General features: G+C 69.4%; 10 protein-coding genes. 3 read left to right on the top strand and 7 right to left on the bottom strand.

All coding sequences use genetic code 11. The annotated features are described in order from the left end of the window. Positions 1-5: 5 nt before the first annotated feature. From AC1DBX_RS06770 to AC1DBX_RS06740, 7 genes are all read right to left on the bottom strand, one after another. Positions 6-872: a DNA-formamidopyrimidine glycosylase family protein gene (locus AC1DBX_RS06770; protein WP_476931381.1), complete on the bottom strand. Its 867-nt coding sequence runs from the start codon at positions 870-872 to the stop codon at positions 6-8. Next, positions 865-6,033, bottom strand: coding sequence for an Lhr family helicase (locus AC1DBX_RS06765; RefSeq protein ID WP_476931380.1), 5,169 nt, complete (start codon positions 6,031-6,033; stop codon positions 865-867). The genes AC1DBX_RS06770 and AC1DBX_RS06765 overlap by 8 nt, the downstream gene beginning before the upstream one ends. Before the next feature lie 155 nt (positions 6,034-6,188). Further along, positions 6,189-6,821: a DUF4232 domain-containing protein gene (locus tag AC1DBX_RS06760; protein WP_476860101.1), complete on the bottom strand. Its 633-nt coding sequence runs from the start codon at positions 6,819-6,821 to the stop codon at positions 6,189-6,191. Between the two features lie 142 nt (positions 6,822-6,963). Beyond that, positions 6,964-7,098: a hypothetical protein gene (locus AC1DBX_RS06755; RefSeq protein WP_275450882.1), complete on the bottom strand. Its 135-nt coding sequence runs from the start codon at positions 7,096-7,098 to the stop codon at positions 6,964-6,966. After that, on the bottom strand, positions 7,085-7,330 hold the full coding sequence (locus AC1DBX_RS06750; protein WP_028277167.1) for a hypothetical protein: 246 nt from the start codon (positions 7,328-7,330) through the stop codon (positions 7,085-7,087). The genes AC1DBX_RS06755 and AC1DBX_RS06750 overlap by 14 nt, the downstream gene beginning before the upstream one ends. Positions 7,331-7,489: 159 nt before the next feature. Continuing rightward, the gene (locus tag AC1DBX_RS06745) at positions 7,490-8,074 is read right to left on the bottom strand and encodes an SRPBCC family protein (protein ID WP_476931379.1); all 585 of its coding nucleotides are present in this window, start codon (positions 8,072-8,074) and stop codon (positions 7,490-7,492) included. A 12-nt stretch (positions 8,075-8,086) separates the two neighbouring features. Next, positions 8,087-9,097, bottom strand: a complete 1,011-nt coding sequence (locus tag AC1DBX_RS06740) for a LacI family DNA-binding transcriptional regulator (protein ID WP_476850649.1) — start codon at positions 9,095-9,097, stop codon at positions 8,087-8,089. A gap of 259 nt (positions 9,098-9,356) precedes the next feature. Here AC1DBX_RS06740 and AC1DBX_RS06735 point away from each other — a divergent pair, with 259 nt between their 5' ends. Genes AC1DBX_RS06735 through AC1DBX_RS06725 form a run of 3 tightly spaced genes read left to right on the top strand, consistent with a single transcriptional unit; the run spans position 9,357 to position 13,019 of the window. Further along, the gene (locus AC1DBX_RS06735) at positions 9,357-10,901 is read left to right on the top strand and encodes a sugar ABC transporter ATP-binding protein (protein WP_476850648.1); all 1,545 of its coding nucleotides are present in this window, start codon (positions 9,357-9,359) and stop codon (positions 10,899-10,901) included. Then, a complete protein-coding gene (locus AC1DBX_RS06730) occupies positions 10,898-11,944 on the top strand; it encodes an ABC transporter permease (protein WP_476857786.1) in 1,047 nt (348 codons plus the stop codon). Before AC1DBX_RS06735 ends, AC1DBX_RS06730 begins: the two co-directional genes overlap by 4 nt. Then, positions 11,937-13,019 (top strand): ABC transporter permease, encoded by a 1,083-nt coding sequence (locus AC1DBX_RS06725; protein WP_476860444.1) that lies wholly within the window; start codon positions 11,937-11,939, stop codon positions 13,017-13,019. The genes AC1DBX_RS06730 and AC1DBX_RS06725 overlap by 8 nt, the downstream gene beginning before the upstream one ends. The last annotated feature ends 18 nt before the right edge of the window (positions 13,020-13,037 follow it).

Here is a 13,037-nt window from a genome sequence, read left to right as displayed (position 1 = left end):
CCCCGTCAGCCGGCGCCTTCTCGTCCGGGGCCCTGCAGGGGCTGGCAGGTGGGGCAGTAGTAGATGTCCCGTTCCTCGGTGAAAGTGCCGGCGCCGTTCTCCTTGCCCAGGACGCCGCGGCGGATCGGAGTGCCGCATTTGAGGCACGGCTGGTGCTCGCGCCGGTAAACCCAGTAACCGGGACGCCCGGCGGTGCGGCCCACCGGCACGCCCCGCGCGTTCAGCACGGTGGTCCGCCGGCCCGGCCCGAGGTTGGCGGAGAGCAGGACCTGGGCGTCGGTAATGATGGCGGCCAGATCCGGCACTGCCGAGACGGGCGACGCCGGGTGGACTCCCACGAGGAAGCAGGCCTCGCACCGGTAGATGTTTCCGATCCCCGCGAGCTTGCTCTGGTCCAGCAGGGCGACGCCTATCGGAACGTCCGGAGCCGCGAGCAGCCGGTGTTCGGCCTCGGCCGCGTCCCAGTCCGGGCCCAGCAGGTCCGGGCCGAGGTGCCCCACGATGGTGTCCTCCTGGTCGGTCCGGACCACCTCAAGGATGCCCAAGGAGAACCCGACGGCGTCGGCCGTGGCGGTCCGCAGCACGCAGCGGGCCGTGAAGCCGGGCTTCCGCCAGCGGCCCCCGGGCGGGTAGACCTGCCAGCTGCCCTCCATCTTCAGGTGCGAATGGATGGTGAGCCGGTCTCTGGGTGTCGGGCCCTGGACGCGCATCAGCAGGTGCTTGCCGCGGGGCACCACCTCGGCCACGGTCCAGCCGCCGAGTTTCAGGGTGGCGAAGCGCGGGACCCTGAAGTCGGAGGAGACCAGTTCCTTCCCGGCCAGGGCTGCGTGCAGCTGTGCGGCGGCGCGGAAGACCGAATCGCCCTCAGGCACGGATCCTCAGTCCCTTGGGGGTGGAATAGGCCCCGGCCTGGGCGAGGGCGGCCGCCACCGGGGTGTCCAGGATGCCGTGGCCGTTGACCTTTTCCATGATCAGCTTGTCCACCGCGCCTCGGGTCACCACACCCACCAGGGCCGTGCCGGCCGCGGCCAGGACGTCGGGGTCGTCGCTGAACGCGAGCAGGGTCTTGCCGCCGCGTTCGACATAAAGCGCCAGGGCGCCGTCGACCAGGACCACGAGGGCTCCGGCCTTCCGGCCGGGGCGGTGGCCGGTGCCGGCGTCGACGTTGAGGGCAGGCCACGGCAGTGCGGCGCCGTACGGGTTGGCGGGGTCTGTCGCGGCGAGGGCCAGGGCCACCGGTTCTGCCTTGTGCAACTCGGCGTCCTCGACGTAGGACCGCAGCCGGTCCACCGTGGCCGGGACGGCGAACTGCGCCGCGCCGAGGTGTTCGATGAAGTAGCCGCGGCGGCAGCGTCCGGCTTCCTCGAGCCGGGCCAGGACCTTGTACATGAGGCCGAAGCCGCCGAGGATGTTTTCTGCCATGACCGAGCCGCGGGTGACTACGCCATAGCGGTCCAGCAGCAGCTCCGCGGTGGCCCGGGCATGGATGGTGGGATCGAGCTCCGGGGAGGGCAGCGCGGACCAGCGTCCCGCGGCGAGCGGGGGAGCGGGCGCGGTGCCGGTCACGGATCCGTACCGGCCGCCGGTGAGTCCCGGTGATCCGAGCAGGCCGGTGCCGTGCGCCCGTCCGAGCCGGCTGAGCCGCGGCGCGCGGGCCCGCGGGGCGCGCCCCACCTGCCGGTGCGCGGTGTGGCCGCCGGCGATCAGGGCCCTGACGGGAGCGAACGTGTCGCCGGTAATCCGGCCCGCCCAGGCGAGATCCCAGAGTGCGGCCACCACGTCCTGGTCGCTGAGCACCGAATCCATGCCGCCGGCAACCTCGGTCAGCTGCCGGAAGAAGTAGCCGCCGCCGTTGTTCTGCAGGTGCTCGAGGAGCCGTCGCTGCGCGTCGCCGGGTTCGAAGTCAATGGACGGGTTCAGCGTCAGTTCGGCCGAATCGGCGAGGTGCAGGCTCACCCAGCCGTCGTTGCCCGGCAGCGAGCCGGCACCGGACCAAAGGACCTCGCCCGCGGCCATGAGCTCGTCCAGCATGGCCGGCTGGTAGTTGGAGACGCGGCTGGCCAGGACAAGCGGCTCCCATGCCGAGGCCGGAATGGGCACGCCGGAGAGCTGGTCGATGGCCGTGATAATGCCGTCCAGGCCGCGGAGCGCGGACTGCCCGCGGCCGCCCGGGGTCCGCACGTTCTGCCAGGCGGGAAGGAATCGGCCGTAGGCGGCGGCGTCCACCGGCTCGACTTCGGCGCGGAGCGCGGCGAGGGAACGGCGGCGCAGCCTGCGGAGGACCTCGGCGTCGCACCATTCGCTCACACCGGCCAGAGGCAAAAGGGGAGGCAAAAGGGGAGGCAAAACAGTGGGCAAAACGGCGGCCTGGAATGCCTCCTCGCCGGATCCCTCCACACCGGATTCTTCACCGCCGGCTGCCATGCTGCCCGACGTGCCCGCCGGTGGCGCAGCGTGCGGGCGGAACTCTCCTTCCACCACGCGCCCGTCCGCGGCCAGCCGCTTCAGTGCCGTGCCGACGACGGCGACGCCCAGTCCCAGCCGCGCCGCGGCCTCGGCGGCGGTGAAGGGCCCGTGCGTGCGGGCGTAGCGCGAGACGAGGTCGCCGAGGGGGTCCGCGACCGGTTCGATGAAGGCCAGCGGCACACCCATGGGCAGCGGCACGCCGAGGGCATCCCGGAGCCGGGCGGCATCCTCGACGGCCGCGAAGCGTTCGATGCCGCCGATGTTGACCTTGATCGCCCGGTTGGCCCGCTGCAGTGCGGTGAGGTGGGCGGCGGCGTCGGCCTCGGTTGCCGGGGTTTCGACAGGCAGGCCCCCCTGGCCGGTCTGGTCAGTCCCGGCGGTCCCGGCAGCCTCGCTTCCCTGGGCTGGGCCCGCCACCGGCTCCAGTCGGGCGGCGACCTCGTCCGGCGAGAGCGGACCGAGGAGGCGCAGGAGGTCCGCGACGCCCTCCAGCCCGCGCACCTGGCGGTCGCGGGCCAGCCGCTGCAGTTCGCGTTCGGTGGCCTCGATGACCTTCGCATCCAGCAGTTCGCGCAGCTCCACGCGGCCCATGAGCTCGTTGAGCAGGGTGGAATCGAGGGCCAGGGCGGCGGCCCGGCGCTCCGCCAGCGGGGAGTCGCCTTCGTAGAGGAACTGGGCCACGTAGCCAAAGAGCAAGGACTTCGCGAATGGTGAGGGCTGCTGGGTGGTGGTCTGGACGATCCTGAGCTCGCGGCGCTCGACGGACGCGGCGATGTCCTTCAGCGCCGGAAGGTCGTAGACATCCTGAAGGCACTCGCGGACCGTCTCGAGGACAATCGGGAACGTCGGGTACTTCCGGGCAACATCCAGCAGCTGCGCCGAACGCTGCCGCTGCTGCCACAAGGGTTGCCGCTTGCCGGGATTCTGCCGGGGCAGGAGCAGCGCGCGGGCCGCGCACTCGCGGAACCGGGAGGCGAACAGGGCGCTCCCGCCGACCTCCGCCGTCACGATCTGCTCGATTTCCTCCGGGTCGAACAGGAACAACTCGGCGCCCGGCGGCTCATCCTCCATCATGGGCACGCGCAGCACGATGCCGTCGTCGGCGGCCATGGCCGAGCCGTCCATCCCGTAGCGCTGCTGCAGGCGCTGGCCCACGGCCAGGGCCCACGGTGCGTGCACGGGCATGCCGAAGGGGCTGTGCAGCACCACGCGCCAGTCGCCGAGCTCGTCGTGGAAGCGTTCCACCACGAGGGTCGTGTCGCTGGGGACCACCTCGGTGGCGAGCCGTTGTTCGGCGAGGTACTGGATCAGGTTGTTCGCGGCGTAATCGTCCAGTCCGCTGGCCTTGCACCGCTCGGTGGCCGGCCCGACGTCGGACGCCGCCAGTTCGCGCATAAACGCGCCGAGGGCGCGGCCCAAGTCCACCGGCCGGCCCAGGGAGTCGCCCTTCCAGAAGGGCAGCTTGCCGGGCTGGCCGAACGCCGGCGAGACCAGGACACGGTCGTGCGTGATGTCCTCGATCTTCCAGCTGGTGGCGCCGAGCGCGAAGATGTCGCCAACCCGGGATTCATAGACCATTTCCTCATCGAGTTCGCCCACCCGGCGCCCGCCCTTGGCCGCGGCGGCGGCCGGGCTGGCTGCCCTGCCGTCCGCACTGGCGCCGCCGGAGGAACCGCTACCGCCGGTGCCCTCGACTTCGGTGCCAATGATGTAGACGCCGAACAGCCCGCGGTCCGGGATGGTGCCGCCGGAAGTGACGGCGAGCCGCTGCGCGCCGGGCCTGCCCTCGATGGTCCCGGCGTTCCGGTCCCAGATGACCCGGGGGCGCAGTTCGGCGAATTCGTCCGAGGGGTAGCGCCCGGCAAGAAGGTCCAGGGTGGCTTCGAACGCGGAGCGGGGGAGCGAGGCGAACGGCGCCGACCGTCGGACCGTGTTGAACCAGTCCTCCACGTCGATGGCACCGAGGGCCGTGGCGGCGACCGTCTGCTGGGCCAGGATGTCCAGCGGGTTGGCCGGTACGCTCAGCCGCTCGATCTTGCCCGCGAGCATCCGCTCCACGGTGATGGCCGTGTGGACCAGGTCCGCCCGGTGCTTCGGGAACAGGACGCCCTGGGAGACTTCGCCGACCTGGTGGCCGGCGCGGCCCACCCGCTGCAGGCCGCTGGCCACGGAGGGCGGCGACTCCACCTGCACCACCAGGTCCACGGCACCCATGTCGATGCCGAGCTCGAGTGAGGACGTGGCCACGACGCAGCGCAGCCGCCCGGATTTCAGGTCATCTTCGATCAGGGCGCGCTGGTCCTTGGACACGGAGCCGTGGTGGGCGCGGGCCAGCACGGGATCGGCGCCGGCGGTGCTCCCGGCCTGGGCCATCATGTGGGCCGGTGTGGCGGTGGAGGTGGGCTGCGCGGCGGCGCCGCCGGACGGCATGCCCACGCCGCCGGACGGCACCGGACTCGGCACGTCATTCGGTCCGGCGTCGAAGTCCGGGGCGCCGGCGCCAAAGTCCGTCCAGCCGCCGCCGGCTGCCAGGAGCTGGCGTTCGGCGTAGATCTCGTTGAGCCGGGCGGTCAGCCGTTCGGCGAGGCGGCGGGAGTTCGCAAACACGATGGTGGACTGGTTGGCGAGCACCAGGTCCACGATCTTTTCCTCCACATGCGGCCAGATGGAGGCCTGGGGCTGCAGCCCGGAGGCCGGGCCGGAGTCGAAGGCCCCGGCGGCGCCCTGGAGATCGGACATGTCCTCCACCGGGACGGAGACAGTCAGGTCCCAGTTCTTCCGTGACGGAGGGGCGACAATTTCCACCGGCGCCGAGCCGGCGAGGAACTGCGCCACCAGCTCCTTGGGTTCCACGGTGGCCGACAACCCGATCCGCTGGGCGGGCTTGGGCAGCAGCGCGTCCAGCCGTTCCAGCGATACTGCCAGATGCGCCCCGCGCTTGGTGCCGGCGACGGCGTGGACCTCGTCGACAATGATCGTGTCCACTTCGCTGAGGGTTTCGCGGGCCTTCGACGTCAGCATCAGGAAGAGCGATTCCGGGGTGGTGATGAGGATATCGGGCGGGTGGCTGAGCAGCGAGCGGCGGTCCGACGCCGTCGTGTCCCCGGACCGGACGCCCACGCTAATGAGCGGGGCCGGCAGGTCCAGGCGTTTGGCGGTCTGCGTGATGCCGATCAGCGGCGCGCGGAGGTTGCGTTCGACGTCGACGCCGAGAGCCTTGAGCGGGGATATGTACAGCACGCGGGTCTTGCGCTGGGGCGCCTTGCCTCGAGCAGGCTTCCGGCGCCCACCCTTGACCGCCGGGTCCAGGCCGGGCAGGGCTTCGGGCTCTGCGGGCGCGGAGACAAGCAACCGGTCCAGCGCCCAGAGGAACGCGGCGAGCGTCTTGCCGGAGCCGGTGGGTGCTACGACGAGGGCGTGCGCACCGGAGGAGATGGCATTCCAGGCGCCGTTCTGGGCCGGTGTGGGCGCGGAAAAAGCGCCCAGGAACCAGTCCCGGGTCGGCCGGCTGAACCGGTCCATGGCGTCGGCCGCGAGTGTGCCGCCGGCGAGCTCCTGCCCCTTCATTCCTCCATCATGCCCTACCCCGCCGACACTATTGGCCGGGCCCCATCGTGGGGCGGCGGGTCCCATCGTGGCGCCCGCCGGGTCCCGCGGGGGCCAGGTGCCCCGGGACGGGCGGGAGCGCAGACGCGCTGGATCAGAGACGCGGGGGACGGGTGTTACTTGGGCTGGAAGGCACCGATGGTCAGCAGGTTGATCTCCGTGTTGGTGCAGGCGTCCAGTTGCTGCGGAATGAACAGCGACGCGGTGTCGTTGGGCGGGTAGACCCGGAATCCTGCCGCCGGTGTCTTGGTGCAGTCCGGGTAGTTGGCGGCCTGGGTGTAGCGCAGGGTGGCTGTGCCGGCCTTGCCCGGGGCAAGCGTGACGTCGGTGACCGGGCCCGAGTCGTCGCGGGTAGCGGCGGCGCCGATCGGCTCACCGTCGGCCCCTGCTGTGAGGGAGACGCCCGCGAAGCCCTTCAGCAGGCACGGTTCGGTGCCGGAGTTGGTCAGGATCAGCTGCATGTAGATGCTGCCGGCCGCGCCGCCGCCCGTGGCATCGGTGGTGCCGGTCAGGCTTGCGGCCTTGCACAGCTGGGGGCCGCCCTTGGCGGTGGACGGTGCGGCGGCCGCAGACGATTCCGGCGCGGCAGCGGACGTCGCCGGCGGCTGGCTGGTTTCCGTGGCAGACGGGCTGGGCGGGGACGTGGCCGACTGGGCCTGCGTCGAGCTGCCCCCGCAGCCGCTGAAGAGGAGGGCCGCCGCGGCAGCCGTTGTCACAACCAGTGCGTGCTTCATTCGCTGAGACCTCATGGCTCAACCATTATCCCCGCCGTTGCCTTAGTCAACGATGCCACTGCGACGGAGCCCGATTGATGTCCGGATTGTGATTTCCCGGCATCGGCCGGGGTCAACTGCGCCGCGTGCTCTTTTCCGCAGCCGGCGAGCAGCTGCCCTAGTCGGTCTCGGGCCCCGAGCAGTAGTGGCAGTCGTCGGGGCAGGAAGCGGCCCAGGGGTCCGTCCCGGCCGCGGACCCGGACAGAATTTCCGGCTGCCGCGCCAGGGCCGTTGGCCGGTCAGTTGCCAGCATGGCCGGCTCCTTCAGGGTCTGCCACGCTCAGTTCAAAGCCGTCGGCAACGTGGAACAGCTGACGGTGCCCGCCGTCGGAGAGCACCCATACGACGTCGCCGTCGGGCGTGCGGTTATCGACCAGGCCCGCGTGCTCAAGGCGGCCGCCACGGTGGAGGTGGACGGCGTCGCCGATCTCGACGTCGTCCCAATGGGCGGCGCTGCCGGAAGGCCGGTTTTTCTGCAAGGTCATGAGGAGTCCTGAACGGTCACGGGGAAACGAGGATGTGACCCAGCTAACCGTGGAATGGCCCCCCGCCTCAATGGTCAAGTGAATGAGACACTGACTTACTGTTGTGCACAAGTCCAGGGCCGGAAGTTCAGGGCAAGAGCCCGGGCAGAACTCCGGACGTTAGGCGGCCGGGAACGTATCCGTGCGGGCGGCTCGGCGGGTCAGCCAGGCAAAGGTGGGCGGCGGAGGCGGTGGGACCGCCGCCCCGGCAGTTCTGCCCCCCGCTGCCGCGCGGCGCCGGCGCAGTTCCAGGGCGAGGCTCTCCTGGCCGCGGGCCATCGCCCAGCGGTGGTTGGCGGCGAAGGCCGGCTTCAGCAGCCAGCTCAGCCGCCGCAGCAGGGGCTTGGCGGCGCTGACGCGCCAGTCGTAGGTGATGACCGTTTCCGGCCCGTCAGGCTCGAAGGTCCAGCGGCCGGTGCCGTTCAGATCGCCTGCCGCGGTGAGGGCGAAGCCGCAGGCCGTGACGGGCTCCGTAACCGTGAGGGTCCAGCGGAGCGTATAGGGCAGCCAGCCCTTCGTGTAGAGGCGTACAGGTCTGTGCATTCCGGGCCCGGGCTCCGGGCCGCCGGCCACGGGCTCGACGCTGAGATAGACGGAAGGCCACCAGCGCGGCATGGCCGTGGCGTCGCCCAGGACGGCCGCGACCTCCTCCGGCGTGCCCGCCACGCGCCAGACGGTCCGGAACTCATAATCTGTGCTGCCCATCGGGGCCTCCTTTCAGCCCTGCGTGGATGCCCTCACTATCAATTCGGGCGGAAAGACCACCTGGGTGGGTGCGAAGCCGTCCTCCGATGCCGCCTCCCGGAGCAGCAGTTCCAGTGCGGTGGAGCCGATGAGGGCGCTGGGCTGCCGGATGGAGGACAGCGGGACGACGGCGGCGGCGGCGAACTCTATGTCGTCGTAGCCGATCAGGGCTATCTCCTGCGGCACCTTAACGCCGCCCATGAGCATCAGGCCCTGCAGGGCACCCACGGCAAGCAGGTCGTTGGCTGCAAAGATCGCATCCGGGCGTTCGGCTTCGGGCCGGGCCTGGATGGACTCGCCGGCCGCCCTGCCCGAAAGCACGGTCAGGGATTCCGTGGCGATGACCTCCAGCGTTGCACCCGCAACGGCGTCGATGGCCTTCCGCGCCCCTGCCAAACGGTCCGCTACCTGCCGGATGCTTGCCGGTCCGCCGATAAACGCGATCCGCCGCCTGCCCAGCGACAACAGGTGGGCCGCAGCCATCTCCCCGCCCGCCAGGTCGTCCACGGCCACGGAGGAGAAGCTCGTGTTCTCTGTCTGCCGGTCCACGAGCACTGTAGGGATGCCCCGGCGCCGGAGCTGCTCCAGCCGGGGAATCACATTTCCTACCGGGGACAGCAGCACGCCCCGCACGCGCTGCTGCTCAAAGAGGTCCAGATACGCGGATTCCCGGCCCTCGTCCTCGTTGCTGTTGCCGACGAGGACGGTGAAGTTCTCCGCGGCGGCGCGGTCCTCCGCGCCCCGGGCCAGATCCGAGAAGAAGGGGTTGGCAGCGTCCAGGACCACCAGGCCGATGCTGTGGCTCATGCCCGCGCGCAACTGGCGCGCGGCGTCGTTCCGGACGAAGCCGAGCTTGTCGATGGCGGACTGGACCCTCAGGGTAACTTCCGCGGAAACCTTCTGCGGCCGGTTTAGCACATTGGAGACCGTCCCCACCGAGACGCCGGCCAGTGCCGCGACGTCCTTGACGCTCGCTGAAACCATTTCCTGTGCTCCTGAAGGTGGACGCCGCAGCCCCTGGGGCCAGGCGGCGCGTACGCAAAATAGTCACTTCAGGATACCCGTCCGGGGTCCACTTTGAACCCTTTCATTGAAACGAATCAAAAGCAGCGTCACGAATGCCTGACGTCAGTTGACGTGTTGATTTGAAGACCTTATGATTCAAATCACAACTCGTTATGAAACGATTCATTTCGTGTTCACTAGGCACAGTTCACTAAGCCCCAAAGGTGCGGTCAATTTTATGCAGCAGACACACAGTTCCCGGTCCGGCCCCGCTGAGGGGGAGCAGGTTCCGGTCCTCTCGCTCTCCCACGCAGCCAAGACCTTCGGCCCGGTGGTCGCCCTGGCCGACGGCACCATCCACATCGAGGCTGGCGAAATCCACGCACTCGTCGGCGAGAACGGCGCCGGCAAGTCCACGCTGGTGAAAATCCTCGCTGGCCTGCACCACCCCGATTCCGGCGACTTCCAGGTGGCCGGCCAGAGCGTCCAGTTCCGCAATGTTGCCGAGAGCAAGGACGCCGGAATCTCGGTCATCTACCAGGAACCCACGCTCTTCCCCGACCTGAGCGTCGCGGAGAACATTTTCATCGGCCGCCAGCCTAAGGGCCGCTTCGGGCTCATCAGCAAAGCGACCATGGTCAGGGAGGCGCGCAAGCTGTTCGAGCGGCTCGGCGTTCCGATCGACCCGACCCGCATCGCCGAAGGCCTGTCCATCGCGGACCAGCAGATCATTGAAATCGCCAAGGCCATTTCGCTGGACGCCAAAGTCCTGGTGATGGACGAGCCCACGGCAGCCCTCAGCGGCGTCGAGGTGGAACGGCTGTTCGCCGTGGCCCGGAGCCTCCGGGACCGCGGGACCGGCATCCTCTTCATTTCGCACCGTTTCGACGAAGTCTTTGACCTGTGCGACCGCATCACCGTGATGCGGGACGGCCGGTACATCTCCACCCACCGCACGGCCGACGTCACCGTCGAGCAGGTCGTTCGCGAGATGGTGGGCCGCGACATTGGCGCCCTGTTCCCCAAGACCCCCGCCGAGATCGGCGACGTGGTCCTGAAAGTGGACGGCCTCAGCCGCGCCGGGGTGTTCCGCGATATCAGCTTCGAGGTCCGCGCCGGGGAAATCGTTGCCTTGGCCGGCCTCGTCGGCGCCGGCCGCACCGAGGTGGCCCGTGCCGTATTCGGCATCGACCCCTACGACGCCGGCGATATCACCTTCGACGGACGCAAGCTCAGGCCGAGGAATCCCCAGGTGGCCATCACCGCCGGCATGGGCTTCGTGCCGGAGGACCGCCGCAAGCAGGGCCTCGTGATGGACCTGTCCGTGGCCCGGAACGTCACGCTCACGCTGCGCAACAAGTACACGACGGCGGGCCTGATCAACGGGGGCGCGGAGCGGCGCGCGGCCCAGGAATGGAGCAAACGGCTCCAGGTCAAGACCGGCTCGCAGGAGTACGCCGTCTCCACGCTCTCCGGCGGCAACCAGCAAAAGGTGGTGCTCGCCAAGTGGCTGGCCACGGACCCGCGGCTGCTGATCATCGACGAACCCACCCGCGGCATCGACGTCGGCACCAAGAGCGAGGTCCACCGGCTCATATCGGACCTCGCCGGGCGCGGGATCGCGATCCTGATGATCTCCTCCGAACTGCCCGAGGTCCTCGGCATGGCGGACCGCGTCCTGGTCATGCGCGAAGGCCGGATCACCGCCGAACTCGACCGTGCCGATGCGAACCCCGAATCGGTCATGCACGCCGCCACGTCTTCCGCAGGAGGAACCCTGTGAGCTCAGCTCTGGACCACAAGAACGCAACGACGCCGGCACCCGACGCCGGAGCCCGGGGCGCCGTCGCCTCGCTGCTGCGGATGCGCGAACTCCCCGTGCTGGTCGCGCTGGCACTGCTGGTACTCGTCACCTACCTGATCAACCCGCTGTTCCTCACCGCGCAGGGCGTGAAGGACCTGCTGCTCAACGCCACGATCATCATGATTCTGGCGGTGGGGCAGACCCTGCTGATCATCACCAGGAACATCGACCTTTCCGTCGGCTCCATGCTGGGGCTGGTCGCCTTCGGCACCGGCTCCCTTTTCTCGGCTATGCCCGACGTGCCGATCATCGCAGTCTTTGTGATCGGCATGGCCTTCGGGGCGCTGCTGGGCGCCGTCAACGGCGCCCTGGTCACCCTCGCCAAAGTACCCGCCCTGGTCATCACCCTCGGGACGCTCTACGTGTACCGCGGCCTGAACAACGCCTGGGCCGGCGGCAAGCAGTACTTCGCCGGCGACCGTCCGGAGGAGTTCGGCGCTCTCTCGGTGAACACCTTTCTGGGGTTCCCCGTCATCACGCTGCTGGCCATCGTCGTCGTAATCGCCGTCGCCATCTACATGTCCGGCACCCGCCCGGGCCGTGACCTGTACGCCATCGGCTCGGACCCGGACGCGGCCACCGCCTTCGGCATCAAGGTCTCCAAGCGCGTGTTCCTCGCGTTCCTGGCCAACGGCGCGCTCGCCGGCCTGGCCGGTGTGCTTTACGCCAGCCGCTTCAACTCCGTCGGCGCCACCACCGGCACCGGGATGGAACTGACCGTGGTGGCGGCCGCCGTCGTCGGTGGTGTGGCCATCTTCGGCGGCAGCGGATCGGTGACCGGGGCCGCGCTCGGCGCCGTCCTCCTGACCACCATCACCAGCTCCCTGACCGCCCTGCGGGTGGACAAATTCTGGCAGCAGGCGATCGTCGGCGTGCTGATCCTCACCGCCATCATCATCGACCGCGTGGCCAGCCTGCGCACAGCCAAGAAACTGCGGATTAGCGAGGCTCGCAATGTCTGAAACCACGTCCACCACCAGCACGGCGCCGGCTCCCGTGGCTGACAACACCAAGCCGCTGGCCAGCGAACCCAAGGGCCGGACCGGCGCCGCGCGGATCCTGATGGGCCGTGACGCGGTCACCATCTACGCCCTGATTGCTTTCCTGATCTACGCCGCCATCGCCATCCCGCGCTTCGCCTCGCCGGTCACCACCGGCTTCCTGCTCCTGGACGTGATCCCGGTTCTGCTGATTGCCATGCCGATGACGCTGATCATCATCACGGGCGAAATCGACCTGTCCGTGGCCAGCACCGCCGGCCTGACCAGCGCCCTGATGGGCGTCCTCTGGGCCGGCGGGACGGACATCTGGCTGGCCCTGGCAATCAGCCTGCTGGCAGGAATTGCCGCCGGCATGTTCAACGGCTTCCTGATCGCGGTCCTCGGACTGCCCTCCCTGGCGGTCACCATCGGCACCCTGGCGTTGTTCCGAGGCCTGGCCCTGGTCATCATCGGCGACAACGCCGTGGCCAACTTCCCCAAGGCGCTGACCGCCTTCTTCACCTCCAAAATCGGCGGCACCGGCATCCCCACGGTGATGATCGGCGTCGTCGTGGTGATGGTCTTCTTCGGCGTGCTGCTGCACTTCACACCGTTCGGACGCGGCCTCTATGCGATGGGCTACAGCAAGGAAGCCGCCAGCTTCGTCGGGATCAACGTCGCCCGCAGCAAGTTCTGGCTCTACGTCGGGTCCGGCGCCGTTTCGGCTCTCGCCGGCATCTACTGGACGCTGCGCTACACGAGCGCCCGCAGCGACAACGCTTCCGGCCTGGAACTGGCCGTCATCGCCGCCGTCCTGCTCGGCGGCGTGTCGATCTTCGGCGGCAAGGGCTCCATCCCCGGCGTCATCGCCGGCGTCCTGCTGATCGGCACGCTCAACTACGCCCTCCGCCTGGCCCGGGTGTCCGACGTCGTCCTCATCACGGTGACCGGACTGCTGCTGATCCTCTCAGTGGTGGCGCCGAGCATCGGCTCCGCCATCAGGCAATGGCGGCACACCCGCCGCGTCCGCCGAAGTTTCACCCGCAAGGCCACCTGAAATCTGCACACCACAACA

The sequence above is a fragment of the Arthrobacter sp. 10N44_2 genome (assembly GCF_056394385.1).
This window is presented reverse-complemented; position numbering and strand designations above follow the sequence as displayed.